Source organism: Streptomyces davaonensis JCM 4913, from assembly GCF_000349325.1.
In the GTDB taxonomy this organism is placed as follows: Bacteria; Actinomycetota; Actinomycetes; order Streptomycetales; family Streptomycetaceae; genus Streptomyces; species Streptomyces davaonensis.
In genome coordinates this window covers 1151074-1176367 of the sequence record NC_020504.1, presented here as the reverse complement: position 1 = coordinate 1176367, position 25294 = coordinate 1151074, and the positions used below count along the sequence as shown (strand labels likewise).

Annotated in this window: 23 protein-coding genes; 11 read left to right on the top strand and 12 right to left on the bottom strand. The window is 72.1% G+C overall.

The genetic code is table 11. The features are described 5' to 3' along the window. Nucleotides 1–34: 34 nt before the first annotated feature. The 3 genes from BN159_RS05165 to BN159_RS05155 form a co-directional block, all read right to left on the bottom strand. A complete protein-coding gene (locus BN159_RS05165; RefSeq protein ID WP_015655857.1) occupies nt 35–1771 on the bottom strand; it encodes a hypothetical protein in 1737 nt (578 codons plus the stop codon). A 178-nt stretch (nt 1772–1949) separates the two neighbouring features. Further along, entirely contained in the window at nt 1950–3581 is a 1632-nt protein-coding gene (locus BN159_RS05160) for an amidohydrolase (RefSeq protein ID WP_015655856.1), read from the bottom strand. 97 nt (nt 3582–3678) lie between these two features. Next, complete coding sequence (locus BN159_RS05155; protein ID WP_015655855.1) at nt 3679–5175, bottom strand: APC family permease; 1497 nt, start codon at nt 5173–5175, stop codon at nt 3679–3681. A gap of 125 nt (nt 5176–5300) precedes the next feature. Between BN159_RS05155 and BN159_RS05150 the strand changes: the two genes are divergently transcribed. From BN159_RS05150 to BN159_RS05140, 3 genes are all read left to right on the top strand, one after another. Beyond that, nucleotides 5301–6014, top strand: a complete 714-nt coding sequence (locus BN159_RS05150; RefSeq protein ID WP_015655854.1) for a TetR/AcrR family transcriptional regulator — start codon at nt 5301–5303, stop codon at nt 6012–6014. Nucleotides 6015–6075: 61 nt separating this feature from the next. Then, on the top strand, nt 6076–6540 hold the full coding sequence (locus tag BN159_RS05145; RefSeq protein ID WP_015655853.1) for a pyridoxamine 5'-phosphate oxidase family protein: 465 nt from the start codon (nt 6076–6078) through the stop codon (nt 6538–6540). A gap of 79 nt (nt 6541–6619) precedes the next feature. Continuing rightward, nucleotides 6620–7012: a VOC family protein gene (locus tag BN159_RS05140; RefSeq protein WP_015655852.1), complete on the top strand. Its 393-nt coding sequence runs from the start codon at nt 6620–6622 to the stop codon at nt 7010–7012. On the opposite strand, the gene BN159_RS05135 is transcribed toward BN159_RS05140, so the two are convergent. Further along, nucleotides 7009–7341 (bottom strand): DUF4235 domain-containing protein, encoded by a 333-nt coding sequence (locus BN159_RS05135; RefSeq protein WP_015655851.1) that lies wholly within the window; start codon nt 7339–7341, stop codon nt 7009–7011. The genes BN159_RS05140 and BN159_RS05135 overlap by 4 nt on opposite strands. A 9-nt stretch (nt 7342–7350) precedes the next feature. Further along, nucleotides 7351–8364 (bottom strand): glutathione S-transferase family protein, encoded by a 1014-nt coding sequence (locus BN159_RS05130; RefSeq protein WP_015655850.1) that lies wholly within the window; start codon nt 8362–8364, stop codon nt 7351–7353. A 91-nt stretch (nt 8365–8455) separates the two neighbouring features. Between BN159_RS05130 and BN159_RS05125 the strand changes: the two genes are divergently transcribed. Next, nucleotides 8456–9424, top strand: a complete 969-nt coding sequence (locus tag BN159_RS05125; protein WP_078598753.1) for a cation diffusion facilitator family transporter — start codon at nt 8456–8458, stop codon at nt 9422–9424. Nucleotides 9425–9488: 64 nt separating this feature from the next. Here the strand turns inward: BN159_RS05125 and BN159_RS05120 are convergent, their stop codons facing one another. Continuing rightward, a complete protein-coding gene (locus BN159_RS05120; RefSeq protein WP_015655848.1) occupies nt 9489–9938 on the bottom strand; it encodes a nitroreductase family deazaflavin-dependent oxidoreductase in 450 nt (149 codons plus the stop codon). A gap of 72 nt (nt 9939–10010) precedes the next feature. Continuing rightward, complete coding sequence (locus tag BN159_RS05115; protein ID WP_015655847.1) at nt 10011–10901, bottom strand: sigma-70 family RNA polymerase sigma factor; 891 nt, start codon at nt 10899–10901, stop codon at nt 10011–10013. A gap of 66 nt (nt 10902–10967) precedes the next feature. On the opposite strand from BN159_RS05115, the gene BN159_RS05110 reads away from it, so the two are divergent. Then, the gene (locus BN159_RS05110) at nt 10968–11645 is read left to right on the top strand and encodes an FMN-dependent NADH-azoreductase (protein ID WP_015655846.1); all 678 of its coding nucleotides are present in this window, start codon (nt 10968–10970) and stop codon (nt 11643–11645) included. Nucleotides 11646–11647: 2 nt separating this feature from the next. On the opposite strand, the gene BN159_RS05105 is transcribed toward BN159_RS05110, so the two are convergent. Then, nucleotides 11648–12199: a TetR/AcrR family transcriptional regulator gene (locus BN159_RS05105; protein ID WP_015655845.1), complete on the bottom strand. Its 552-nt coding sequence runs from the start codon at nt 12197–12199 to the stop codon at nt 11648–11650. 95 nt (nt 12200–12294) lie between these two features. Here BN159_RS05105 and BN159_RS05100 point away from each other — a divergent pair, with 95 nt between their 5' ends. Continuing rightward, entirely contained in the window at nt 12295–12741 is a 447-nt protein-coding gene (locus tag BN159_RS05100) for a nuclear transport factor 2 family protein (protein WP_015655844.1), read from the top strand. 9 nt (nt 12742–12750) lie between these two features. After that, complete coding sequence (locus BN159_RS05095) at nt 12751–13284, top strand: flavoprotein (RefSeq protein WP_015655843.1); 534 nt, start codon at nt 12751–12753, stop codon at nt 13282–13284. A 33-nt stretch (nt 13285–13317) separates the two neighbouring features. Here BN159_RS05095 and BN159_RS05090 read toward each other — a convergent pair whose 3' ends face one another. Then, nucleotides 13318–14178: a hypothetical protein gene (locus tag BN159_RS05090; RefSeq protein WP_015655842.1), complete on the bottom strand. Its 861-nt coding sequence runs from the start codon at nt 14176–14178 to the stop codon at nt 13318–13320. A 181-nt stretch (nt 14179–14359) separates the two neighbouring features. Here BN159_RS05090 and BN159_RS05085 point away from each other — a divergent pair, with 181 nt between their 5' ends. Continuing rightward, nucleotides 14360–15328, top strand: a complete 969-nt coding sequence (locus BN159_RS05085; protein WP_015655841.1) for an aldo/keto reductase — start codon at nt 14360–14362, stop codon at nt 15326–15328. Between the two features lies 1 nt (nt 15329). On the opposite strand, the gene BN159_RS05080 is transcribed toward BN159_RS05085, so the two are convergent. Further along, a complete protein-coding gene (locus tag BN159_RS05080; RefSeq protein ID WP_015655840.1) occupies nt 15330–16127 on the bottom strand; it encodes a phytanoyl-CoA dioxygenase family protein in 798 nt (265 codons plus the stop codon). A gap of 70 nt (nt 16128–16197) precedes the next feature. Between BN159_RS05080 and BN159_RS05075 the strand changes: the two genes are divergently transcribed. Next, nucleotides 16198–17133, top strand: a complete 936-nt coding sequence (locus tag BN159_RS05075) for a helix-turn-helix domain-containing protein (RefSeq protein WP_015655839.1) — start codon at nt 16198–16200, stop codon at nt 17131–17133. 301 nt (nt 17134–17434) lie between these two features. Beyond that, a complete protein-coding gene (locus tag BN159_RS05070; protein ID WP_015655838.1) occupies nt 17435–19222 on the top strand; it encodes a ricin-type beta-trefoil lectin domain protein in 1788 nt (595 codons plus the stop codon). A 3-nt stretch (nt 19223–19225) separates the two neighbouring features. On the opposite strand, the gene BN159_RS05065 is transcribed toward BN159_RS05070, so the two are convergent. Further along, on the bottom strand, nt 19226–19882 hold the full coding sequence (locus tag BN159_RS05065; RefSeq protein ID WP_015655837.1) for a DUF4232 domain-containing protein: 657 nt from the start codon (nt 19880–19882) through the stop codon (nt 19226–19228). A gap of 79 nt (nt 19883–19961) precedes the next feature. Beyond that, nucleotides 19962–22337: a SpoIIE family protein phosphatase gene (locus BN159_RS05060; RefSeq protein ID WP_015655836.1), complete on the bottom strand. Its 2376-nt coding sequence runs from the start codon at nt 22335–22337 to the stop codon at nt 19962–19964. 696 nt (nt 22338–23033) lie between these two features. Between BN159_RS05060 and BN159_RS05055 the strand changes: the two genes are divergently transcribed. Continuing rightward, the gene (locus BN159_RS05055) at nt 23034–25277 is read left to right on the top strand and encodes a glycoside hydrolase family 9 protein (RefSeq protein WP_015655834.1); all 2244 of its coding nucleotides are present in this window, start codon (nt 23034–23036) and stop codon (nt 25275–25277) included. The last annotated feature ends 17 nt before the right edge of the window (nt 25278–25294 follow it).

Here is a 25294-nt window from a genome sequence, read left to right as displayed (position 1 = left end):
GGCAGCGGCTTCTTTTGATTCCGGGGTCGAGGCGTCAGCCGTCGAGCCAGTCGCCCCGGAGGTCCGAAGGACGGTGTCCCGCGGCGTTCCAGAGGAAATGCGGGTGGGCGCAGCCGAACATGTAGGCGAGGATCGCGGTGTCCTCCCGCCCGGTCTGCGGGTCGTACAGGGCGTGGAAGAACTCGGCTCCGACGACGCCGGAGTCTTCCTGGACCTCACGAGCGCGGTCCTTGGACGCAGCGGCGCGGGATGCCTCCACGGCGGCGATGTACGTGCGGCGCAGGACCTCCCACATGCTGTCGGTGTCGCCGTGCCAGGGGCCGTGCAGCGCTTCGAAGGCATGGAGCTCGGCGTCGAAGAGGGGCCAGGTCTCGGGGAACTGGACCCGGCAGCGCGCGGACAGCTCGGCGGTCCGGGGGCTCAGCGCCGATACGGTGGGCCGCGGCGCGATGGTGAGGGTGGTGCCGTCGGTGAGGATGCCGGTGCACGCGTTGGGCTGGAGGTCGCACAGCGGGCACTCCTCGGCCGACGGGAGGCCCTGGGTGATGCCGTCGAACCACAGGGCGTGCCGGCCCGTGAGCCCCATCCAGACGATGGTGCTGGGCATCAGCCAGGTGTTCCACATCGAGGAACGGGCCTCGGGCAGGCACCCGTACTTGATGAGTGCGATGGCGCTGGCCGCGTAGAGGGCCTTGGTGTGAGCGGGCATGTCGGCGAGCCAGAAATTGCTGATCTCGCCGGTGAGCGCGTCCACGCGTACGTCGGTCATGTCGTCGACGACGCGGCACAGCAGCAGGGAGGCGAGGTGCTCTTCCTGCCACAGCTCGGAGTCCGGTGAGACGTGCCAGAACAGGCAGTCCATCATCTGGAGGAGTGAGTAGGTGCTCTGGGTCAGCGGGTTGGTCTGGGGGAGTACGACGTTGCCCGCGGTGTGCTGCTGGAGCCAGTACTCGTCGGCGGACCGCTTGTGGGCCGCGTAGAGTCCGCAGACCAGGGCCCGAGCGGTGTTGATGCTGAAGCTCTCGGCCAGGCGGCCTTCGACGAGTTGGGTGAGGTGCGTGGTGTCGATGGTGTCGATCACGCGCTTGTACTCGTGGAAGAGGAGGATGTCGTCCTCGAAGCGGTGGCGGTAACCCAGGTCCCGCTCAAGGTCGTTCATCTGCCGGACCACGGACCATCCACCGGTCAGGACACTGTCGAGTTCATCGCGGTAGGGCCAGGTCTTGACCGTGAGGGGACGACCGGCGCTCTGCCGCCAGCGGTAGTCGTCCAGCGTGCGCGCGGGTGCCGTGGGCAGCGCACGGCACAGAGAACAGGCACAGTCAGCTGTCTGCTCGTCCTCGCGCGGCGGAGTGAGCGCCCGGCTCCTCCAGGCGCCTTCGAGCATCATGCAGGACAGTCGGCAGACCTCGATGTCGGTGCCGACTTCGGGGAAGGCTTCTTCGATCATGCGCAGGCTCGCGTCGAGCCGCCGCAGCCTGGCATGCCCCTCCTCGTCGGGCGGGAGGAACGCGGGTGACACCAGTTGGAGGGCTCCCTCCACATGCAGCGTGGCGCCGGGGTGCGGGGATATCAGTTCGTCCAGCCGCTGTTGAGCGGCGTCCTGGCTTATTCGGTGCTCCTCCGTGCGCCTCTTGATGTGTTTCACGAAGAGGCGGGCCAGTGCGTTGGCCGCCTCCGCCGGTCCGAGCTGGGCGCTTGGCTTCAGGTACTCCGGACGGTCGCTCACCGGGGTGTCGAAGGGAAGGTCGAGCCGGACGTCCTGCGACATGCGTTTCCTTTCGGGAGGCGTAGCGCAGAGTCCCCCCGGCCCTGCGGTGGGCGGCCGCATGACCGCCCACTCATTCGAACTCGCTTTCTCGATACGTAAGTTGAATCGAGAAGCGGAACGAGACTGCCCAGAGCGTAAATGATCTACACCGTGACCCGACCGTGATATCCGTTACTGTTCAAACCACTTGAGCTGCGTATACTCGCTCGCCCCCCACGAACGTCAGCGCCACCCGCGCCGCCGCGATCTCCTCCGGGGGAGCGGCGAACGGATCGCGGTCCAGGACCACGAGATCCGCCAGCGCCCCCGGCCGCACCACTCCGGTGTCGTCGAGACGGTTCACATACGCCGATCCGGCCGTGTAGGCGGTCAACGCCTCGGCGAGGCCGATGCGTTCACCGGGCAGGAACACCGGCCCGGCACTCCCCGGCGCCACCCGGTTGACCGCCACATGGACGCCCTCCAGCGGGTCGGGGCTGCTGACCGGCCAGTCGCTGCCCGCCGCGAGCCGGGCGCCGGAGCGCAGCAGCGCGCCGAACGGATACTGCCACCCGGCCCGTTCGGGCCCGAGGAAGGGGATGGTCAGCTCGTCCATCTGCGGTTCGTGCGCGGCCCACAGCGGCTGGATGTTCGCCGTCGCCCCGAGCCGGGCGAACCGCGGCACGTCGCCCGGGTGCACGACCTGAAGATGTGCCAGGTGGGGGCGCGTGTCGCTCGGCCCGTTGGCCGCCCGCGCCGCCTCGATCGCGTCCAGTGCGTCGCGCACCGCCCGGTCGCCCAGCGCATGGAAGTGACACTGGAAACCGAGGGCGTCCAACTCGGTGACGTATTTGGGCAGTTGACCGGGATCGACGAAGCTCGTGCCCCGGTTGGCGGTGGCGCACCCGCAGCCGTCCAGATACGGCTCCAGCAGCGCGGCCGTGCCGTTCTCGGCGACCCCGTCCAGCATCAGCTTCACGGTCCCGGCCCGGAACCGGCCACACTCCAACTCCCTGCGCCGCGCAACGAGTTCGGAGATCTGCTCGGCCCCACGTCCGCGGTCCCACCACAACGCGCCGACCACCCGCGCGGTCAGCGAGCCGTCGCGGGCGGCGGCGACATACGCCTCGGCCGGGTCGTCCATCCCGAGGAAGTCCCCGACGAGCGCGTCCTGCCAGGCGGTGATGCCGAGAGAGTGCAGATGGCGCTGGGCGTGCAGCAGCGCGGCGAGCCGATCATCCTTGGTGGCCGGGGGAGTGAGCCGCCCGACCAATTGCATCGCCCCCTCCTGGAGCGTCCCGCTCGGCTCACCGGACGAGTCCCGCTCGATCCGACCGTCCGCCGGATCGGGCGTGTCGCGCGTGACCCCGGAGAGTTCCAGCGCCCGGCTGTTCACCCAGGCACCGTGGTGATCGCGGTTCGGCAGATACACCGGCCGGTCCGGCACCACCGCGTCGAGCAGCTCCTTCGTAGGCGTACCCCCCTCGAACGCCTCCATGGACCACCCGCCCCCGGTGATCCACTCCCGCTCGGGATGCGCCTCGGCATACGCCCGCACGGCGGCAACCGACTCGGCCGCGGTCTTCGCCCCGGTCAGATCACACTGCGTCATCTCAAGCCCCGCAGGCACCGGATGCACATGCGCATCCTGAAACCCGGCCATCAACAACCGCCCCCCGAGCTCAACCACTTCGGTCCCCGGCCCGACAAGCTCCAACACCTCCTCACGCCCTACGGCGGCGATGCGCTCGCCGACGACGGCAACGGCGGTGGCGGTACGACCGTCCGGGGTGAGGACGGGACCACCGGCGAAGAGAAGATCTGCGTGCATGTGAGGGTTCCTTACCAACTAGGGGGACGGCAGCGCCCCGTCAGGGGCGCGGGGAACTGCGCGACCAGCCACAACGCCGCCGCACAGAACCGACGACCTATCGCGGCACAACCAACTCCGCTTCCATCGCGTCGGCACTGGTGCCTTGTCCGGTCCGGAAGTAGGAAGACTTCCGCACCCACCGCGCCCACGCCGCAGCCACGAACCCGGACGCGATCATCGCCAGCGGAGTCGCGAGCAAGAACCAGCCGTTGTCCGCGCTGACTTCGAAGTGGTCCGCGGAGGTGTAGAACGACCACCCGAGATAGCCGCCGAGCCCGAGCAGGGACAGCGCACTCAGCGTGGGCACCACCACCGCCCGCATCCCCTCCCGCCAGTCCTCGCGCAGCAGCCCACGGAAACGGACGGCCGCGGCGAGAGCGGTGAGCGCGTAGGACAGGGCGACCACAATGCCCACCGCGCTCACCGTCGCCATGATCATGTCCGCGAGTCGGGGGATCACCAGGGCGAGTGTCGCGACCGCCGCCGCGAGCGCGCCGATCAGCAGTGTCCCGGCGGCCGGGGTCCCGTACCGGGGGCTGACCTTGGACCACACCGGCCCGAGCGTACGGTCCCGGCTCATCGCGAACATCCCGCGGGCCGCAGGGATCACCCCCGCCTGGAGCGAGGCCACCGCCGAGAACATCAGCGCCACCAGGGGCAGTACCGCCAGCGGCTGATCGGCCAGCCGCTCACCGAAGAAGGCCAGCCCCTCGGCGCCATGGCCCGCCAACTCCTCCTCCGACAGGACGCGTTGGAAGGCGACCGAGCCGAGCAGGAACAGCGCCAGCATGGTGAACAGGGTGGTGAAGCCGGCCCGGGAGGCGTCCCGGGGGTCGCGGACCTCCTCGGTGACGGTGAAGGCCGCCTCGAAGCCCCAGTAGCAGAACACCGACAGCAGCAGGCCCTGCGCCAGCGCGGTCGGGGAGGGGACGGCGAACGGGTCGAACCAGCTCAGGCTGAAGTCGTGCGGTCCGGTGACGATGCCGTATCCGCAGAAGCCCAGCAGGACGACGTACTCGAAGACCAGCAGCCAGCCCTGGAGCCGGGCGGCCTTGCGGACGCCGGTGACGGCCGTGAGGGTGACCGCGACCAGCACCACGATGCCCACCGCGGTGGTCTGCGCGGTCGACCCGGGGTCCAGGTCAAGGCCGCCCAGGCGGTGCAGCCCCGCGTCCCCGGCGAGCTGGATGAGGGCCGAACCGGTGACCGCCGTGGTGTACGCGAGGAAGGCCACCGTCGCCACGATGCTCACCCAGCCGACCATGAAGCCCAGCCAGGGGTTGAGCGAACGGCCCACCCACACATAGCCGTTGCCCGCGTTCGGCTCGACGCGATTGAGCCGGGTGTAGGCGCCCGCGATGCCCAGCACCGGCAGGAACGCCAACAGCATGATCGCCGGCAGATGCAGGCCGACCACCCCGGCGGTGACCCCGAGGCCGATGCCGATGCTGGTGGTGGCTGCCGTACTGGACGCGGCGATGGCGACGCCGTCGAGGACGCCGAGGGACTTGCGCAGCACAGGTGGGTCCACGGCTGGGGGAGTGTCGGTCATGGCGGGCTCCGCTCGCACCAGGGGGCCTGGTCGGCCCCGGTGACCGCACATGAAACTGTCCGTGCGCTTCACAGGTCAACAGTGTTGTCATAAGGTGCGCCCACTGGGATCGGGGAGGAGCAGCCATGACCGACCGTGTCGTCCCGGCCGCCGACCGGCGGCGCAGACGCCCCACCAAACAGGGCGTCGTGCTGTCCGAGGAGCTGATCGTCGCCACCGCGTTGCGGCTGATCGAGGAGCACGGCGCCGAGGCCCTGTCCGTGCGCCGTCTGGGCCGCGCCCTAGGCGCCGACCCCAGCTCCCTGTACCGCTACTTCCGGCACACCGACGACCTGCTGCTGGCCGTCGCCGACGAGCTGATCGGCCGTACCCTGCGCACCTGGCGGCCCACCGGCGACTGGCTCGCCGACCTGCGCGACCTGGGCCTGCGGATGCACGCGGGGGCGCTCGCGCAGCCCCGGGCCGCCGTGCTCAGCGCCTACCGGGTGACCGGGCGCGAGCATGAGATCCAGGCCGTGGAGACCATCCTCGGCGTGCTGCGCGAGGCCGGTTTCCCGGACGCCGAGGCGGTGCGCGTCTATCACGCCTTCGTCGACCAGGCCCTCGCCTTCGGAGCCCTGGACTCGGCGAGCACGGCCCTGCCCAAGGCTGCCCGGGACGCCGAGAGCGCGGTATGGAAGGCGACGTACGCCCGGCTGCCCGCCGACACCCACCCGCACATCGCGGCGACGGCCCGGCATCTGGTCGCCGACATGCGGCTCAGCTCGTATCCGGCGGCGCTGGACCTGCTGCTGAGCGCGGCCGCGGCGCGGCTGGCGGAAATCCTGGGACGGACGTGATCGCCCGCTGCCAGACTGGTCGGCGCCCACTGCCCACGTCCCGACAGGAGGCTGTCCCACCATGACCCCGCCGCCCGCACGTCCCGCGAAGCAGCGCAAGCTCGACACCCTCAACCGGCTGGAGCACGACGAGGACGTGTGGGTCGCCACCGCCTCGGCCGAAGGCGGCGCACCCTACCTCGTACCGCTGTCCTTCCTCTGGGACGGCGAGACGCTGCTGCTCGCGACTCCGGCCGCCAGCCCCACCGGACGGAACCTGAAGGCGACCGGCACGGTACGGCTGGGCCTCGGGCCGACGCGGGACGTGGTGATGATCGAGGGCACGGTCGACGCTCTCACCGCGGCCGAACTGCGCGAAGGGGAAGGGGATCGGTTCGCCGCCACGACCGGCTTCGACCCCCGCGAACTCACCACGGACTACCTCTACTTCCGGGTGCGGCCCCAGCGCGTCCAGGCCTGGCGCGAGGCGAACGAGCTGTCCGGGCGGCAACTGATGCGCGACGGCACCTGGCTGGTCGCGGACTGATTCCGCCCGGCCGGGTTAACCGGACGGTGGAGGGCGGCGGGGCGGTTCGGCCCCGCGCCCGCGACCGTACGGAGGAGACATGGCACTGGTGAAAGCAGGCGTGGTGGTGCTCGACTGCGCCGAGCCCGAGATGCTCGCCGTGTTCTACAAGGCGCTGCTGGAGGCCGAGCAGACCCATGCGAGCGCCAACCGCGTGGAGATCAGGGGCGCCGACGGCACCCGGCTGGCGTTCCGCCGTGACATGGGCGCGGCCCCGCCGAGCTGGCCGCGCCCGGAGGACTCCTTCCAGGTCCACCTGGACTTCGTGGTGGCGGACCTGGACGAGGCCGAGCGCCGGGTGGTCGGCCTGGGCGGCCGCCCACTGGACACCAGGGACGCCGCGGGCCCGTTCGAGGAACGCGGCTACGCCGACCCGGCCGGCCACTCCTTCACCCTGCGCCGCGTCCCACCGACGGCACCGAAGCAGGGTTAGGCCTCGGCCTTCTCCTTCTTCTTGGCGTCCTTCTTGGCGTCGCCGGACGGCCACACGCCCGTGGACCGCTCCACGGCCTTCGCGCCGGTGCGGTTCACGGCGCTGCGGACCACCGCGAAGATGGCGCCCTGGAGGGCGGCGGCCAGCAGCACCTCGCCCCAGCCGCGGTCCCGGTCCAGGGGATCGGGGGCGTCGTCCTCGTGCCGGATCGCCTTCCAGGTCGTCTGGAAGACGAGGCCCGCGAGCGTGCCGCCCACCCAGCCGATCACGAACCCGAGGGGCTTGTAGGCGAGGGGGAGTTTGAGCTTCTGCTGCTTCTGCTTGGCCACGTCTGCCTCCTATGCGGTCAGGGCCGGAACCACCTCGGCCGCGGGCACCGGACCGGGCGGGGTTCCGGTGCCGAAGGGCCGACCGCCCAGCCTCTCGCGATCATGCGGGCTCCGCCAGCCGGACAGGTCAGGGCCGAGGGGCACGATGCGGGTCGGATTGATACCGGTGTGCACCTGGTAGTAGTGCCGTTTGATGTGGTCGAAGTCGACGGTGTCACCGAATCCCGGCGTCTGGTAGAGATCGCGAGCGTACGCCCACAGCACCGGATTCTCCGTCAGTTTCCACCGGTTGCACTTGAAGTGGCCGTGATAGACGGCGTCGAACCGCACCAGCGTGGTGAACAGCCGGACGTCCGCCTCGGTGATCGTGTAGCCGACCAGATACCGCCGCCCCGCGAGCCGCCGCGACAGCAGCTCCAGCCGCCGGAACACCCCCGCGCAGGCCGACTCGTACTCCCCCTGCTCCACGGCGAACCCGGCCTTGTACACCCCGTTGTTGACGTCCGCGTACACCTCCGCCATCACCGTGTCGATCTCCTCCCGCAGCTCCCTCGGGTACAGGTCCGGCGCCCCTTCCCGGTGCAGGTCACGCCACTCGGTGGCGAGGTCCAGGGTGAGCCGCTGGTAGTCGTTGGTGACCAGCTTCCCGCTCGGCACGTCCACCACCGCTGGTACGCTCACGCCGCCCGGCGCGCCTTTCTCCCGCGCCTCGTAGGCCTCGGCGAGGAAGCGGATGCCGAGCACGGGGTCGCGGCCGTCCCGGTCGAGGGTGAAGCGCCAGCTGCGGTCGTCCTGGATGGGGTCGGCGACGGCCATCGACAGCGCGCCCTCCAGACCGAGCAGCCGCCGGGAGATCACCGCCCGGCTCGCCCACGGACAGGCGCGGCTGACGACCAGCCGGTAGCGGCCCGCCTCCACCGGCCAGCCGTCCCGGCCGTCGGCGGTGATCCGGTCGGTGAAATGGCTCGCGGACCGGGTGAACGAGGTGTGACCGTACGCCGCGTTGCCGTCGTCGTCGGGCATGGCGCTCTCCTCCTCGTCGGACTCCCACCGGGTCCCCCGATTCCGGCCGGCGGCACGGTGTGATCCGACCCTTCCTGGGCAGTCGGCGTAGATGACCCGGAGGACGACGAGGGCGGACCGCAGGACGCGGGTCACCGTGCTGGTGGCCCTCGCGGCCAATCTGGTCATCGCCGTGGCCAAGGCCGTCGGCGGGCTGATCGCCCAGTCGCCCGCGCTGCTGTCGGAGGCGGCGCACTCGGTGGCCGACAGCGTGAACGAGGTCTTCCTGCTCGCCGCGCTGCACCGCAGCCGCCGACCGGCCGACCTGCGCCACCCCTTCGGCTACGGCAAGGAACGCTTCTTCTGGGCGCTGCTCGCCGCCGTGGGGATCTTCGTGATGGGCGGCTGCTTCTCCTTCTTCCAGGGCTTCGAAGCCCTGCGCGACGGCACCGAGGAGAAGCTGGAGGGCTATGTGGCGGGCCTGATCGTCCTCGGCGTCGCACTGCTCGCCGAGGGGACCTCACTCGCCCGCGCCCTGTACCAGGCGCACCGCCACGGCGGCCTCGCCGACGGTGGCCTGCGCGACCCGGCGCTGCGCACCGTCGTCGCGGAGGACGGCACCGCGGTCCTCGGCGTCACCCTCGCCCTGACCGGTATGGCCCTGCACATGGTGACCGGGCAGGTGGTGTACGAGGCCGCCGCCTCCCTCGCCATCGGTGCGCTGCTGGTGTACGTGGCCTACCGGCTGGGCCGGGACGCCCGCGACCGGCTCATCGGCGAGGCCGCCGATCCCGAGGCGGCGGAGCGGATCCGGTGCCTGCTCGGGGAACAGCCCGAGATCGACAGCGTGGAGGCGCTGTTCACCATGAAGACGGGCCTGGAGACCGCGCTGGTGGCTGCCCGGGTGGACCTGGTGCCGGGCCTGGACAGCGAGCGGGTCGAAGAGGTCGCCGTCCGGATCAAACGGACCGTTGCCGACGCCGTGCCCGAGGCCGAGCAGATCTTCCTGGACATCACCGACCGGGCCGCCCAGGAGGCACGGCAGAGCCCCGCCGCGACGGGGGAGCGCGGCGGGGCCTGACGCTCGGGTGCCCGGCGGACGCGGGTTCATGCGTCCCGGGGCGAAGATTTTCCGCGGCGGTCGGTCAGTCCCCGTCGACCGGCTCCAGCACGAACACCGGGATCTCCCGCTCGGTCCTTTGCTGGTAGTCGGCGTACGGCGGATACGCCGCGACGGCGCGCGCCCACCACTGGGCCTTCTCCGCACCGGTGACCTCACGGGCCGTCATGTCCCGCTTCCCCGCCCCGTCCTGGAGCTCCACCAGGGGATCGGCCTTGACGTTGTGGTACCAGACCGGGTGCTTGGGCGCCCCGCCCAGCGAGGCGACCGCCGCGTACCGGCCCTCGTGCTCGACCCGCATCAGCGGCGTCTTGCGGATCTTCCCGCTCTTCACGCCCCGCGTGGTCAGCAGGATCACCGGCAGCCCGGTGTCGCGCAGCGTCGTCCCCTCGGTGCCGCCGGACTTCTCGTACAGCTCCACCTGCTCGCGCACCCACTGGGTCGGGCTGGGTTCGTACTCGCCGTCAAGAGGCATGGCATCGTCCCATCGGTCGTGTTCCGCGACTGGCTTTCTCCCACAACACAGATGCGTGCGCGTTTCATCCACCTATCCGCCGAGCCCGGCCGGATCGAGGACGGCCACCTCGGTACGGCGCAGCCGCTCCGGGTCGGCGATCACCTCGTACGCGGTGATCCGCTCGCCCTCGACACCGACCGTCAGGGCGACCCGCAGCCGCCCGTGCGGGGCTACGACGATGCCGACCCGGCCGTCGAGGAGGGCCACCGCCGCGTACCGGGAGCGGTCCCGCAGCAGGACCGTCCCCTCCGCGACGGCCCGGGCGCCGCGCAGCTCGGGTGCCATCCCGGGCGGAAGCGCCGCGGGGTCCGCGTGGCGCACCACGTCGGGGGCGAGGACGTCGAGCAGCGCGCCCAGGTCCCCGCCCTGCGCGGCGGCCAGGAACGCCTCGACGACGCGTCGGTGGCGGTCGAGTTCGGCGCCGTGCACCACGGGTGTGCCCCGCACCTTGTGGCGGGCGCGGCTGGCCAGCTTCTTCGCGGCGGGCAGGGAGCGGTCCACGACCGGGGCGATCCGGTCGAAGGGCACGCCGAAGAGGTCGTGCAGCACGAAGGCGACCCGTTCGGCCGGGCCGAGCCGGTCCAGGACGACCAGCAGGGCGAGCCCCACCGAGTCCCCGAGGACCGCCGTGTCCTCCGGGCCGCCCGCGGCGGCGCCCCGCTCCGGCGGCCGCTCCCCGAACGGCTCCTCGCGCCGTGCCGAGGGGGCGCGGAGCATGTCGAGGCAGATCCGGGAGACGACCGTGGTCAGCCAGGCCGACAGGCTCTCGATGCCGTCGTCACCGGTGCGGACCAGCCGCAGCCAGGCCTCCTGCACGGCGTCGTCCGCCTGGTCGGGCGAGCCCAGCAGCCGGTGGGCGATGGCCCGCAGCCGCCCCCGCTCCGCCTCGAACCGCCGCGCCAGCGCCTCGTCCCCGGCCATGGGTCACCTTTCCTCGCCGTGTGCCGTCACCCCTGTGACGTATCCCGCCGCACAGAGGTGACCACCATGAACCTGCTGCACATCGACTCCAGTGCCGACACCGACGCCGACTCCGTGACCCGGCGGCTGACCGCGCTGTTCGCCACCACCTGGCGCGCCGCGCACGGCACCGGCCGGCACCGCCACCGCGACCTGTGCGCGGAGCCGGTGCCTCCGCTGGCCGCGGCCCAGGCCACCCTCGGCCGGCGCGTCCAGCGAGCCGGCATGGTCGCGCCGCAGAAGGTGTCCGCGCTCGTCGAGAGCCCCGCCGAGGAGCGGGAGTGGGCGCTGACCCTGCCCCTGATCGAGGAACTGCGCGCCGCCGACACCCTGTTGCTGGGGGTGCCGATGTACAACTTCGCCGTCCCCGCCGCGCTGAAGGCGTGGATCGACCGGGTCACCTTCCCCGGCGCGTTCACCGACCCGGACACCGGCGAGAGCCTGCTGGGGGAGCTGCGCGTGGTGGCGGTCATGGCGCGGGGCGGGGGCTACGGGCCGGGCACGCCGCGCGAGCACGACGACTTCCAGACGCCGTACCTGAAGGCCTACTTCGCCAACCTCGGCGTCGCTCCGGAGAACCTCCACCTCGTCGCGGCCGAACTGACCATGGCTCCGCGGATGCCGCACCTGGCCGGTTTCACCTCGCTGGCCGAGGACTCCCTGGCCCGTGCCCGCGCGACGGTGACATCGCTCGCGGCGGCCTGACCTCAGCAGGACTCCAGCAGCCGCCGGGCCGCGTCCCTGGCCTCGGCGGCCGGCCGCGTGCTCGCGGTGATGCCGGCGGTCACCATGGCGCCCTCGGCCAGCAGGAACAGCGGCCCGGTCAGCTCGTCCGGCCGCCCCGCGTCGGCCACGAGAGAGGCGAGGTAGTCCCGGAACGCCTGCTTGTGGGCGCGGACTTGGGCCGTCACCCGCTCCGAGGTCGCGCCCAGCTCGCCGTAGGAGTTGATCCACGCGCACCCGCGGAAGCCGTCCTCGCCGAACCACCGCTCCAGCCAGTCGAAGACGGCGAGGATCCGCTCCTCGGGGTCCTCGGTCCGGGCGACATGGGCGGCGAGCCGCTCGCGCCAGCGAACGTCGCGGCGTTCCAGATACGCCTCCACCAACTGCTCCTTGGCGGGGAACAGTTGGTACAGCCGCTTGAGTGAGACCCCGGAGGCGCCGCGGATGGCGTCCATGCCGACGGACTGGATGCCCTGGCCGTAGAACAGCTCCTCGGCGGCGTCCAGTGCCTGCTCCCGGGCGGTCGCGCTGTCCATGGACGGTCTCTCCTTGACGTGAGAACGGGCGTTCTCCTACGGTAGCAGCCCACCCGGAGAACGCACGTTCTCCCCTTCCGTTCACGGAGGTCGACATGACCGAACGCCCGCCCCTGCCGCCGTTCACCGCCGCGAGCGCGGCCCGCAAGGTGCAGGCCGCCGAGGACGCCTGGAACACCCGCGACCCGCACAAGGTGTCCCTCGCCTACTCCGAGGACTCCGTCTGGCGCAACCGCGACACCTTCCTCACCGGCCGCGCCGCGATCGTCGAGTTCCTCACCGCCAAGTGGGCCCGCGAGCGCGCCTACGCCCTGCGCAAGGACCTGTGGGCCTTCGACGGCAACCGCATCGCGGTCCGCTTCCAGTACGAGTGCCAGGACGCCGACGGCCAGTGGTGGCGGTCGTACGGCAACGAGCTGTGGGAGTTCGACGAGCGCGGGCTCATGACTCGGCGCGAGGCCAGCATCAACGACGTCCGCATCGAGGAGCACGAGCGCCGCATCCACGGCTCGCGCGGGGAGGAGCCGTTGCCCGTTCAGTAAGGTGCTCGGATGACCGAACAGGCCGGAGCACCCTTCCTCTACGTCGTCGTCTGTGCCGCCGGAATCGCCTCCGGCGTGGGCAAACTCGTCACCGCCGCGCAGGAGCGGGGCTTCGAGGTCGGGGTCATCGCGACGCCCGCCGCGCTGAACGGCTTCTTCGACACGGCGGCCGTCGAGGCGCTCACCGGCCGCCCCATCCGCTCCGCCTGGCGCACCCCCGCCGATCCGCGGCCCTTCCCGCCGCCGGACGCGGTCGTCGTCGCGCCCGCCACCTTCAACACCGTCAACAAGTGGGCGGCGGGCCTGGGCGACACCCTCGCCGTGGCCACCCTGTGCGAGGCCTACGGCCTCGGCGTCCCGGTCGCCGCCCTGCCCTGCGTGGCCGACGCGCTCGCCGCCCACCCCGCCTACCAGGAGAGCCTGGAGCGCCTGCGCGGGATGGGCGTCCGCTTCGGCGAGCCGTACACCGGTGAGCCCCAAGAGGACGGCCGACGGCCGGAGTTCGGCTGGGAACGGGCCCTGGACCTGCTGGACCGGGCCTAGTCGGCCTGTCGTCGAATCCCCCCGGGCGACGCCCTAGACGCAGTCCACCGTGGGCCCCGCCAGCATGCCCCCGGTGTAGAGCGCCTGGCCCTGCGGGATCCAGTAGCCCAGCTTGGACACCACCGTGGAGCAGGTGTCCCGCAGGGCGATCCGGACGACCACGGTGGCCGGGCGGCCCGGCTGAAGGTCCGTCAGGGCACAGTCGAGGGCGAACAGTTGACGGGCCGTCGAGGGATGGCGGCCGACCAACGGATTGACGCACCGGGCGTCGTCCGTGGTCAGCTCCGCCCCCGACGCCTCCTCCCCGATCAGCCCGAACCGGGCGCTGCCGTCGCCCCGTTCGCTGTCGCGCGCAACGGTGTACGTCAGGGTCGTCGCCGTGCCGCGGCGCAGCGTGCCCCGGTCGACCTCGACCCGGTGCGTGGGCGCCGCCTTGGGCGCGGTCAGGGTGAGGGTGGCCCGGACCGTGCCGTGCAGATCCACGCCCGAGGGATCGGAGCGGACCTGGACGTCGGCCTCGACCTCGTAGGTGCCGGGGCCGGGATACTCCCGCGAGCCGGGCAGCGTGCCGGCGGCGACCACCTGACCGTCCCGGCGCGCCGTCCAGGTGCCCGAGGTCAGACACGCCGGACGGGCGGGGGAGGCGGCCCGGCGGCAGGTCGCTGGCGCCGAGACCGCCATCATCGGCGTACCGCTGCCCAGGCACAGCGACACCGAGGCGCGCTGCCCGCCGGGCCCGGACAGGACCCCGGCGGGCGCGCACAGGGTCGCCGGACCTTCCACCGGCGCCGCCGACGGCGGATCCGGTACGGCCCACGCGGGCGCCACGACACCGAGCGGCAGCAGCGCGGCCGCCCCCAGCAGAGTCCTCAGCCTGGCCGGACGTGTCCGCATCGCGTGCCTCCCGGGACGGTCCCGACCGGCCGGACGCCGGTCGTCCGTACCGAGGATGGGGGAGCGGCCCCGGCGCGCGGACGCTCCCACGCCGCACGGTCACCTGCGGGCAGCAATGCGCGCCGCGCGTTCCGTACGTACGCTCCCCCTGGTAGCGACCCCGAAGGCAGGAGCAGCAACGATGCAGTACGTGAAGCTCGGTTCGACGGGCCTGGACGTGTCGCGGATCTGTCTGGGCTGCATGACCTACGGGCTGCCCGACCGAGGCGTGCACGAATGGACACTCGACGAGGAGGCCTCCCGCCCGCTCATCCGCCAGGCGGTCGAGGCGGGCATCAACTTCTTCGACACCGCCAACATCTACTCCGACGGCACCAGCGAGGAGATCGTCGGACGGGCGCTCGCCGACTACGCCCGCCGCGACGAGATCGTGCTGGCCACCAAGGTGCACGGCCGGATGCGGCCCGGACCCAACGGCGGCGGCCTCTCCCGCAAGGTGATCATGGCGGAGATCGACCACAGCCTCAGCCGCCTCGGCACCGACTACGTCGACCTCTACCAGATCCACCGCTACGACGCGCACACCCCGGTCGAGGAGACCATGGAGGCGCTGCACGACCTGGTGAAGGCCGGCAAGGTCCGCTATCTCGGGGCGAGTTCGATGTACGCCTGGCAGTTCTCCAAGATGCAGTACACGGCGGAGCGGAACGGCTGGACGAAGTTCGTCTCCATGCAGAACCACTACAACCTCCTCTACCGCGAGGAGGAGCGCGAGATGCTGCCGCTCTGCGCGGACCAGGGCGTGGGCGTACTGCCGTGGAGCCCGCTGGCCCGGGGCCGCCTCACCCGCGACTGGGGCACCGTCACCGAACGCAGCGCGGGCGACAACTTCGGCAGCCGCCTCTACCAGGAGAGCGACCGCACCATCGTCGAGGCGGTCACCCGGGTGGCGAACGACCGGGGCGTGCCCCGCGCCCAGGTCGCCCTGGCCTGGCTGCTGCACCGCGACACGGTGGCGGCACCCATCGTCGGCGCGCCCAAGCCGCGGCACATCGAGGACGCGGTGGCGGCGGTGGAACTGACCCTGAGCGAGAAGGAGATCGAGGAACTGGAGCAGCCCTACACGGCCCGCCCGATCGTGGGCCACTGATCTAGTGCGGCCCGTGCGGTGCCGTGAACTCGGTGCCGCACGGACCCGCTCCGGCGCTTTCCGGCAGCGCGATCGGCTCGCCCCGCATCGACAGCGTCCGGTAGTAGCCGCCGATCCGCTCGGCCGACCGCCCGACATAGTGGCCGATGAACGAACGCCGGAACCGGTCGGCGCTGCGATTGGGCTGAGAGCCGTGCACCAGGCTGCCGTTGAAGAACAGCACGTCCCCCGGCGCCATGTCGACCGGCACCGCCCGGAGCCCCGGCGGCGGGGCGACGTACTCCCGCGCGAAGGACGCGCCCGGGTCCGCCTCCTCGGGGCAGAACAGCTCCATCCGATGCGTGCCGGGCACCACTTCGAGACCGCCGTTCTCCCGGTCGATCGCCTCGCACGCGATCCACGCCGCCACACAGGTGCCCGGCTCGACCCGAAGATAGAAGTTGTCCTGATGCAACGCCTGCCCGCGGGCCCCCGGCGGCTTGAAGTAGAACATGCTCTGCGCGGCCAGCACCTCCTCGCCCAGCAGCTCCTCCAGCACCGCGCGCAGTCGGGGATCGAGCAGTGTCCGCAGCGCCAACGCGTCGATCTCGTGCGGCTGCATCACCCGCGGATACGCCCGCAGCGGGTCACCGTCCGCCGCGCGCGGCTCGAAATGCCCCGGCACCGGACCCGCCGCGTGCAGCGCCGTGAACCGCTCGCACAGCCGGTCGGCCTCGTCGTACCCGAACAGCCCGCGCGCGACCATGAACCCGTCCTCACGGAACCGCCGGAGCCCGGCGGTGATGTCCATGGCTGTCATGTGTGCACTCCTTCGGTCGAGGACCGTTCGTACGTCACGCTAGGCCGACGCCCGTCCCAGGAGGATGCCCATGTGTGCTGACGGATTGCCCGAGACAGCTGCCGGTGACCCGGCCCCGCCGCCCGGCCTGGTGGTCGTCGGACGCTTCGACCAGCCGCCCGGGTACGCCGTGCACCGGCCCGCCGGAGCGGACAGCTGGCTGTTCACCTGGACCACCGGCGGCCACGGCGAGGTGCGCCAGGGCGCGGCCGCGACCCGGGCGTCCGCCGGCGACCTGGTCGTGCTCGCCCCCGGCGTCCGGCACCGCTACGACGTCGCACCCGGCGCCCGCCACTGGCGGTTCTGGTGGGCGCACTGCCCGGCGCGCCCCACCTGGCAGTCCTGGCTGCGCCCGTACGCCGCCGGGGACGGGCTGCACGTCGTCTCACTCACCCCGGACGCACCGCACGGCCGGATCGAGGCGGCGTTCCGGCGGATGCTCGCCGACGCCCGCTGGACCGGCAGCGGGGCGCCGCCCGAGCGCGGCGACGAGGCCGACCGGGTGGCCGTGGCGCACGGCTCCGCGGCCCGGGAACTCGCCCTGTGCGCCTTGGAGGAGGCCGTCCTGCTGGCCGCCGCCACCGCGCGCACGGCGGCGCCCCCACCCGGCGTCGACGACCGGGTGCGCCGCGCGGAGGCGCTGATCGCGGCCGACCCCGGCGCCCCGCACACGGTGGTCTCGCTCGCCGGGCAGGTGGCCCTGTCGCCCTCCCGGTTCGCCCACCTGTTCACCCAGCAGCTCGGCCAGTCGCCGATGCGCGCGCTGCGCGAGGCGCGACTGCGACACGCCGCACGGCTGCTGGAGGTGACCGACCTGTCCGTGGAACGCGTCGCGGCGGCCTCCGGATTCGCCAGCCCTTTCCACTTCAACCGCGACTTCCGCGCCCGCTACGGCACACCGCCCGGCGCCTACCGGGCCGACGGCCCAAAGGTTGGCGGTACGGCCTCAGGGACACAGACGCCGTGATTTCCCGCCGTACGACTGGCTGAACGCGCCTGGCCAATGGTTCGGGGGGAGCCCGCCGACGCTTATTGAATACGGTTGTCCCGCCCGACTGCGATACGTCGCCGGCCTTTACTGACACAAGTTCAATTCCATGTGCCGCGCACTCAATGCACAAAACCGCGGGAAGTCTTGTTCCGCGCTGCTGACCTGTGCAAAGGTGTGGCTCGCTCCCTTGTGTCGCAGACTTCGGAAGAGGCGCGCCCGGAGCATACCCCTTGGTATGGACCATCGAATGCCGCATGCCCTCCGGAGGAATGCCGCCGTGCATGACGCAGGCTCGCCGAATTCCGCAGGAAACGCCCAGCCCCTCGAATTGACGGACGCGCAACTGAGCGCCGAACTCAAGAAGTGGACCGGCGCGTCGCCCGCGCTCCAGCCGGTGGGCGAACTCCTCGACCGGCACTGGGCGGCGGGCTTCGCCTACGCCCGGCTGTGCACCAGCACGGCCCGTGCCGCCGGAATGCTCACCACCGCGGCGTTCACCCGGCTCTTCGGACAGACCCTGCGGCAGACCGGACCGACCTCGGCGTGGCGTCCCCAACTCCTCGTCACCGTACGGCGCGTCGCGGGGGAGTGGGACACCGACCAGCGACGCGAACTCCTCCATCCCGCGCTGCTCGCCGAGGCCGCGGACGGAGAGCGCGCCGTCGCCCGGCTGCTGCCCCCGGCCCACCGGCGGCTGCTGTCCGGCGCCTTCCAGCGGCTGCCCCAGTCGGCCCGCTGTCTGCTCTGGCACACCGAGGTCGAGGCCGAACCGCTCGACATACCCGCGGCACTGCTGGGCCTGGACGAGGCGGGCGCACGCGTCGAACTCGGCCGTGCCCGCGACCGGTTGCGCGAGGAGTGCCTCCAGGTCCACCGCGAACTCGCCCCCGACCAGGAGTGCCGTCAGTACCTGCGGCTGCTCGACGTCACCTATCGGCGTGGCGGCATCGAGGTCGACCCCGACCTGCGCGGCCACCTCGACCACTGCCGCCACTGCCTGGACACCGCCGACCAGTTGAACTGCTTCAACCACGGCCTGGGCCTGGCCCTCGCCGAGGCGGTGCTCGGCTGGGGCGCCCGCGAGTACGTGGAGTCCCGGGCGCTCAGCGCCGAGGACGCGAGCGCGCCCGAGGAGGTGGCGGCCGTCATGGGGGAGGACTTCGGCGCGGGCCATCTGCCCGGAGCACCCCCGGCCGCCCCGCGCGCCTCATGCAGCCGTACCGCCCGCAAGGCGGCCCGGCGTGCCGTGCGGCGCCGCAATCTCACGGTGGCCGTGGTGACGGTCGGCGCTCTGGTCCTGGTCCCGTTGGTGCTGTGGGCAGCCCTGGGCTCCGAAGACGACCTCGCCCCGACGGGCCAGGGCGGCAGGACCGAGGCGGCCGGTTCCGCGAGCCGTGCGCCCACCAGTCCGTCGTGGGCCGGCGCCAAGGAGGCGGCCAAGGGCACGCTGACCGGGCGGCTGCACAACCTCGCCTCCGGGCTGTGCGTCGGCGTCGTCGGCGGCAAGGCCGTCAAGGGCGCCGAGACCGAACTCGCGAAGTGCTCGCCGCAGGCCGGACAGCAGTGGGTCTACGAGACCGACGGCCTGCTGCGCAGCGCCGCCGAGCCCGATCTGTGCCTGGACTCCGGGCTCGGCTACTCGGTACGGCTCTTGTCCTGCACGGACAACCGCAAGGTCCGCTACGACTTCACCCTCCAGGGCACCTTCGTCCCGCGCTGGGACCAGGACCTCGCCCTGACGCCCGCCGCCACCGACGGCTCCGGCGCCCTGGTCCTCAAGACCCGCAAGGACGACTCCGCCCAGCGCTGGGTGATCGACACCTCCAAGCCCGAACTCCAGCTCCAGGCGGTCAACTGGGACGCGCCCGCGACCACACCACCGGCGCCGACGCCCAAGCCCTCCCCGTCGAAGACCCCGAAGGCCACCGCGTCCCCGTCCCCGACGCCCACCCCGACACCCTCGCCCAGCGACTCCTGCGCCACGGACCCGTACTCCTGCTGGGACGACGGCAACGACTGGGGCAACGGCTCTTGGGGCGGCGGCCACGGCGGCGGACGCCACTGACCGTCAGGGCCCCGAGCCGGGGGCGAACACCGTCAGACGCACCGTGGACGCGTTGCCGGACACCGGCACCGCACCCGCCGTCCAGGGCACCTCGATCGGCTTCCGCTCGTCGGGCGGGGTCACCAGCAGCCCCGCCGGACGGGCCGTACGCGCCCCGCTGATCTCCGGACTGGAGTACGACAGACCGGCCCAGGCGCTGTCGCCCGGCGCCAGGGTCACCCGGCTCGGTGAGCCCGGAGCGCGTTCGGGGTCCGGGCCGAGCTGCCGGCCGGCGGCGTCCACGAAGGCGGCGCCCGGATAGCCGTACACCGTGCAGGTGCGCGCCGAGGCGTTGGTCAGCACGATCGGGAAGTTCCGCTGCCCGGCGCCCGGATCCATCCGGCCGACCTCGGCACGCAGCTCGGCGGTGCGGCAGCGGGAGGTCGGCTCGACGGCGCCGGCCGCCGATGGGGACGACGCCGGTCGGGTGGGTGTGGGTGTGGCCCGCTCGCTGGGGGAGGCGCTGGGCGGGCTCGTGGTCCGGTCCTGCGTCGCGGGCGTCGTCGGCCGGGGAGCGGTCGCCGTGCCGTCGGCGCCGCCGCAGGCCGTGAGGGCGCCGAGCAGGGCGACGGCGCTCGCGAGCAGGGCGGCGCGGTGCGGGGACGAGGACGTGTTCACCATGTTCTCCACGCTCCTGAGGGTTCGTCACTTCCCGGGTGTCCCGCCGAGGACAGGAGAAACGCGGACAGCGTACGCCCGTTCAGACCTCGTCGAGGAGGCTCAGTTCGGCCCAGATCGTCTTGCCGCTGGGGGTGTGCCGGCTGCCCCAGCGCTGGGTGAGCTGGGCGACCAGCAGCAGGCCCCGGCCGCCCTCGTCCCAGGTCTTGGCGCGGCGCAGATGCGGGGCCGTGTGGCTGGCGTCGGACACCTCGCAGATCAGGGTCGCCGCGTCATGGATCAGCCGGAGCCGGATCGGCTGGGAGCCGTACCGGATCGCGTTGGTGACCAGTTCGCTCACCACCAGTTCGGCGGTGAACGAGGCCCCGCTCAAGTCCCAGGCGTCGAGCTGCTCCACGGCCTGCTTGCGGATCGGCCCGACCAGCGCCGGGTCGGCCGGGATGTCCCAGGTGGCGACCTGGGAGGCGGGCAGTCCCCGGGTGCGGGCCAGCAGTAGGGCCACATCGTCGGCGACCCCGCCGGGCGGCAGCAGCGCGTGCAGGATCCGGTCGCAGCTCTCCTCCAGCGAGTCGGCGGGGACGGCCAGGGCCTCCAGAAGAAGGGCCTGGCTGGCGTCCACGTCGCGCTCGCGGGTCTCGATCAGACCGTCGGTGAAGAACGCCAGCACACTGCCCTCGGGCAGATCGACCTCGGCCGACTCGAAGGGCAGCCCGCCCAGGCCCAGCGGCGGACCGGCGGGCAGCTCGATCCGGCGGGGGGCGCCGGTCGGCGGCACCATCACGGGCGACGGCAGCCCGGCCCGGGCCAGGGTGCAGCGCCGGGACACCGGGTCGTACACGGCGTACAGGCAGGTGGCGCCGACCTCGCCCGGGTTGCCCTCCCCGTCGGACTCCTCGGAGAGCCGCAGGACCAGGTCGTCGAGGTGGGTGAGCAGTTCGTCGGGGGCCAGGTCGATGTCGGCGAGGGTGCGTACGGCGGTGCGCAGCCGCCCCATGGTGGCCGAGGCCTGGATGCCGTGCCCGACGACGTCCCCGACGCACAGCGCGACCCGCATCCCGGACAGTGGGATCACGTCGAACCAGTCGCCGCCAACCCCGGAGCGGGCCGCCGGGAGGTAGCGGGAGGCCGCGTCCACGGCGGGGGTGCGCGGCAGCCCGCGCGGCAGCAGGCTGCGCTGGAGGGCGAGCGCGGTCTCGCGCTCCCGGGAGTAACGGCGGGCGTTGTCGACGCAGACCGCCGCGCGGGCCGTGATCTCCTCCGCCAGCAGGACGTCGTCCTGGGTAAACGGATCCGGCCGCCGGAACCGGGTGAGCACCGCGACCCCGAGGGTCAGGCCCCGGGCCCGGATCGGCACGGACATCGTGGAGTGGATGCCGTACTCCTTGACGCGTGCCCGGCGCCTGCGGTCCTGGCTCAGCCAGGCGTCCACGTCGCCGGAGGGCACCGAGGCGACGATGGTGCGGCCCGCCGTCAGCGAGCCCGCCTGCGGGGACTGGGGCGGGTAGAGCTCCAGATGCCCCGGCTCGACCACGGCCTCCGGGCTGCCCGGGTTCACCGACCGGTGTGCGGCCCGGCGCAGCGGGACCGGGGCGTCGGCCGGCGGTGACGCGGCCGTGCCCTCGCCGTCCGGGTCGAGCAGGTCGACGCTGACGAAGTCGGCGAGCGCGGGCACGCACACATCGGCCAGCTCCTGTGCCGTCCGGGTGACGTCGAGGGTGGAGCCGATGCGCACGCTCGCCTCGTTGACCAGCTGAAGCCGCTCCCGGGAGAGGTAGTTCTCGGTGAAGTCATGGGCGGCCAGACACACGCCCCGCACCCGGCCGTCGCCGTCGGTCACCGGCGCCATCCGGGCCAGCCACGCGTGCGCGCGCTCCTCACCGCCGGCGCGCATGTACGTCTGCACATCCCGGGCCCGGCCGGTGGCCAGCACGCCCGCCATGTGCTCCTCCAACTCCTCGCTCTGCGCCTTGCCGCCGATCTCGGAGATCCGGAGCCCCTGGATGCGCTCCTCGGGCAGCCCGATCACCTGGGCCATGGCCTCGTTGATCCGGCGCAGCCGCAGCCGCTCGTCGTAGACGGCGACGGCGCACGGCGACTGGGTGAGGGAGGCCGTGCCCAGCGGATCGTCGGGGGAGTCGGCGTCGGTGGCCTCCAGCGGGGTGACCACGAGCCAGTGGCCGGGCGAGCCGTCGCGCGGCAGCCGGTGGTGGGCGAGCAGCCACACCCGCACCCGGTGGCCGTCCTGGTGGAGCAGCGGCAGCGTGCCGTCCCAGCGCGGGCCCGTCGGGACGGGGACGCGGCCGTCGGCCAGCAGCTGCGCGGCAGGGCGGCCCACGACGTCGGCGGCCGGCCAGCCCAGCAGACGCCGGGCCCCGGCGTTCCACTCCAGCAGCGTGCCGTGCTCGTCGATGACGGCCCGAGCCGTCGCGGCGTCGTCGATCGGGTCGTGCGGGGTCATCGTCGCCACTCCAACGCGGACACTCACAGTGACCGGTGGTCACGTGCGTTCCAGCCTAGTGCGTCCGGGCCCCGGACGGATGGGGAACCCTTGTCCAGGCGGTCGAACGGTCAAGGTCGAAATCCGGCCGTTGTGCCACAGCGAGCGCAAGCGCTTTCTCCTGACCCTTGACGATGTTGTGCTGCTCCCCGCTAGGATCTGCGTGTTCACGATCAGTTGTGAGTGGTTTTGGGCCTTGATGAGGCAGAGCCGCCATGACGGTCACTCGCAGATCGGTTCTGATCGCCTCCACGGCCGCGCCGGCCGTGGGCGCCCGATCGGGGCGGCATGTCGTCCCTTTGTGTGACGGCTGGCGGTTCGCCCTGGTCAACCCGGGCGGGATCACCGATCCGACCGGCGCGTACACCGACGCAGCGGACCCTCGAGCAGTACGGATCGGCAAGTTGGGGATACCGGCAACCTGAACTCCCCCAGGGGTGCGGGGCTGTATCGATGTGCGGCTCCGCCGCGTGTGCGCGACCAGCCACGATGGCGCCGCATCCGCCAAACAGGCACACGCGACCCCCGCCCGCAGGCGACATTCATCCCGTCCGCACCGTTGACGCCACGTCACACCGACCACAACCATGGCCTCCGACCGCTTCTGGGAGCGCTCCCACGGGAGCGTAACCCGCACCTCCCCCGAGGAGCCCAGACGTGAAACGCCGCAGAACGACACTCCTGTCCCTGACCGCCCTGCTCGCGGCGGGACTCACCGCACTGCCCGCCACGCAGGCCGGCGCCGAGGAGGTCGAGCAGCTCAAGAACGGCACCTTCGACACCACCACCGACCCCTGGTGGACGACGAGCAACGTCACCGCGGAACTGTCCGACGGACACCTCTGCGCGGACGTCCCCGGCGGCACCGCCAACCGCTGGGACGCCACCATCGGCCAGAACGACATCGCCCTGGTCAAGGGCGAGTCCTACCGCTTCTCCTTCCGCGCGAACGGCTCGCCCGAGGGGCACGTGGTGCGCGCGATCGTCGGCCTGTCGGCGGCGCCGTACGACACGTACTTCGAGGTGTCGCCGCAGCTGAGCGTCTCCGGGAACGCCTACACGTACACCTTCACCGCACCGGTCGACACCCCCCAGGGCCAGGTCGCCTTCCAGGTCGGCGGCAGCGCGGACCCCTGGCGGTTCTGCGTGGACGACGCCTCGCTGCTGGGCGGTGTGGCGCCCGAGCCGTACGAGCCCGACACCGGGCCGCGGGTCCGGGTGAACCAGGTCGCCTATCTGCCCGCGGGGCCGAAGAACGCCACCCTCGTCACCGAGGCGACCGAGCGGCTGCCCTGGCAACTGCGGGCCGCCGACGGGGCCGTGGTGGCCCGCGGCTGGACCGTGCCGCGCGGGACCGACGTCTCCTCCGCCCAGAACGTCCACTCCATCGACTTCGGCGCCTACCGCAAGCGCGGCAGCGGCCTCACCCTGGTCGTCGACGGCGAGACCAGCCGCTCCTTCGACATCGACGCGGGTGTCTACGAGCGGCTGCGGCTGGACGCGGCGAAGTACTACTACACCCAGCGCAGCGGCATCGCCATTCGGGACGACCTGCGCCCCGGGTACGCCCGCCCCGCGGGCCATGTCGGTGTGGCACCGAACCAGGGCGACGGCTCCGTGCCCTGCCAGCCCGGTGTCTGCGACTACACACTCGACGTGACCGGCGGCTGGTACGACGCCGGTGACCACGGCAAGTACGTCGTCAACGGCGGTATCTCGGTATGGGAGTTGCTCAGCACCTACGAGCGCGCCCTGCACGCCCGCACCGGTGACCCGGCGAGGCTGGGCGACAACACCCTCGCCATCCCCGAGAGCGGCAACAAGGTGCCCGACCTGCTCGACGAGGTCCGCTGGGAGCTGGATTTCCTGCTGAAGATGCAGGTGCCCGAGGGACAGCCGCTGGCCGGAATGGCCCACCACAAGATCCACGACGAGCAGTGGACCGGACTCCCGCTGCTGCCGAGCGACGACCCGCAGAAGCGTGAACTGCATCCGCCGTCCACCGCGGCGACCCTGAACCTGGCGGCGACGGCGGCCCAGGCGGCGCGCCTGTACAAGCCCTACGACCGGGAGTTCGCCGCGAAGGCCCTGTCGGCGGCGCGCAAGGCATGGGCGGCGGCGCTCGCCCATCCCGACCGGTACGCCTCCGAGAGCGACGGAATCGGCGGCGGCACCTACGCCGACAACAACGTCACGGACGAGTTCTACTGGGCGGCGGCCGAGCTGTATCTCACCACCGGCGAGCGGGAGTTCGCCGCCCGGGTGCTCGACTCACCTGTCCACACGGCCGACATCTTCGGCGCCACCGGCTACGACTGGGCCCGCACGGCCGCCGCGGCCCGCCTGGACCTGGCGACCGTGCCGAGCAAGCTGCCCGGCCGGGACAAGGTCCGCCAGTCCGTGATCAAGGGCGCCGACCGCTACCTGGCGACCCTGAAGTCGCAGGCGTACGGCATGCCCTACGCCCCCGACGGCAACCTCTACGACTGGGGCTCCAACCACCAGGTCGCCCACAACGCCGTGGTCATCGCCACCGCGTACGACATCTCGGGAGGCTCGAAGTACCGGGACGGCGCGGTGCAGAGCATGGACTACCTGTTCGGCCGCAACGCGCTCAACATCTCCTACGTGACCGGCTACGGCGAGGTCAACGCGCAGAACCAGCACGCGCGTTGGTACGCCCACCAGCTCGACCCGAACCAGCCGAACCCGCCCAAGGGCACCCTGGCCGGCGGGCCGAACTCCGGCATCCAGGACCCCTACGCACAGAGCAAACTCCAGGGCTGCGTCGGTCAGTTCTGCTACATCGACGACATCCAGTCCTGGTCGACCAACGAGCACACCATCAACTGGAACTCGGCGCTCACCCGACTGGCCTCCTTCGTGGCGGACCAAGGATGACCCGCTGAGGCCGCTCG

What these genes read in the sequence shown, in the direction of transcription:
- BN159_RS05165 (WP_015655857.1), bottom strand. Translation starts at nt 1,771, where the DNA reads ATGTCGCAGGACGTCCGGCTCGACCTTCCCTTCGACACCCCGGTGAGC.
- BN159_RS05160 (WP_015655856.1), bottom strand. Translation starts at nt 3,581, where the DNA reads ATGCACGCAGATCTTCTCTTCGCCGGTGGTCCCGTCCTCACCCCGGAC.
- BN159_RS05155 (WP_015655855.1), bottom strand. Translation starts at nt 5,175, where the DNA reads ATGACCGACACTCCCCCAGCCGTGGACCCACCTGTGCTGCGCAAGTCC.
- BN159_RS05150 (WP_015655854.1), top strand. Translation starts at nt 5,301, where the DNA reads ATGACCGACCGTGTCGTCCCGGCCGCCGACCGGCGGCGCAGACGCCCC.
- BN159_RS05145 (WP_015655853.1), top strand. Translation starts at nt 6,076, where the DNA reads ATGACCCCGCCGCCCGCACGTCCCGCGAAGCAGCGCAAGCTCGACACC.
- BN159_RS05140 (WP_015655852.1), top strand. Translation starts at nt 6,620, where the DNA reads ATGGCACTGGTGAAAGCAGGCGTGGTGGTGCTCGACTGCGCCGAGCCC.
- BN159_RS05130 (WP_015655850.1), bottom strand. Translation starts at nt 8,364, where the DNA reads ATGCCCGACGACGACGGCAACGCGGCGTACGGTCACACCTCGTTCACC.
- BN159_RS05125 (WP_078598753.1), top strand. Translation starts at nt 8,456, where the DNA reads ATGACCCGGAGGACGACGAGGGCGGACCGCAGGACGCGGGTCACCGTG.
- BN159_RS05120 (WP_015655848.1), bottom strand. Translation starts at nt 9,938, where the DNA reads ATGCCTCTTGACGGCGAGTACGAACCCAGCCCGACCCAGTGGGTGCGC.
- BN159_RS05115 (WP_015655847.1), bottom strand. Translation starts at nt 10,901, where the DNA reads ATGGCCGGGGACGAGGCGCTGGCGCGGCGGTTCGAGGCGGAGCGGGGG.
- BN159_RS05110 (WP_015655846.1), top strand. Translation starts at nt 10,968, where the DNA reads ATGAACCTGCTGCACATCGACTCCAGTGCCGACACCGACGCCGACTCC.
- BN159_RS05105 (WP_015655845.1), bottom strand. Translation starts at nt 12,199, where the DNA reads ATGGACAGCGCGACCGCCCGGGAGCAGGCACTGGACGCCGCCGAGGAG.
- BN159_RS05100 (WP_015655844.1), top strand. Translation starts at nt 12,295, where the DNA reads ATGACCGAACGCCCGCCCCTGCCGCCGTTCACCGCCGCGAGCGCGGCC.
- BN159_RS05095 (WP_015655843.1), top strand. Translation starts at nt 12,751, where the DNA reads ATGACCGAACAGGCCGGAGCACCCTTCCTCTACGTCGTCGTCTGTGCC.
- BN159_RS05090 (WP_015655842.1), bottom strand. Translation starts at nt 14,178, where the DNA reads ATGCGGACACGTCCGGCCAGGCTGAGGACTCTGCTGGGGGCGGCCGCG.
- BN159_RS05085 (WP_015655841.1), top strand. Translation starts at nt 14,360, where the DNA reads ATGCAGTACGTGAAGCTCGGTTCGACGGGCCTGGACGTGTCGCGGATC.
- BN159_RS05080 (WP_015655840.1), bottom strand. Translation starts at nt 16,127, where the DNA reads ATGACAGCCATGGACATCACCGCCGGGCTCCGGCGGTTCCGTGAGGAC.
- BN159_RS05075 (WP_015655839.1), top strand. Translation starts at nt 16,198, where the DNA reads ATGTGTGCTGACGGATTGCCCGAGACAGCTGCCGGTGACCCGGCCCCG.
- BN159_RS05065 (WP_015655837.1), bottom strand. Translation starts at nt 19,882, where the DNA reads ATGGTGAACACGTCCTCGTCCCCGCACCGCGCCGCCCTGCTCGCGAGC.
- BN159_RS05060 (WP_015655836.1), bottom strand. Translation starts at nt 22,337, where the DNA reads ATGACCCCGCACGACCCGATCGACGACGCCGCGACGGCTCGGGCCGTC.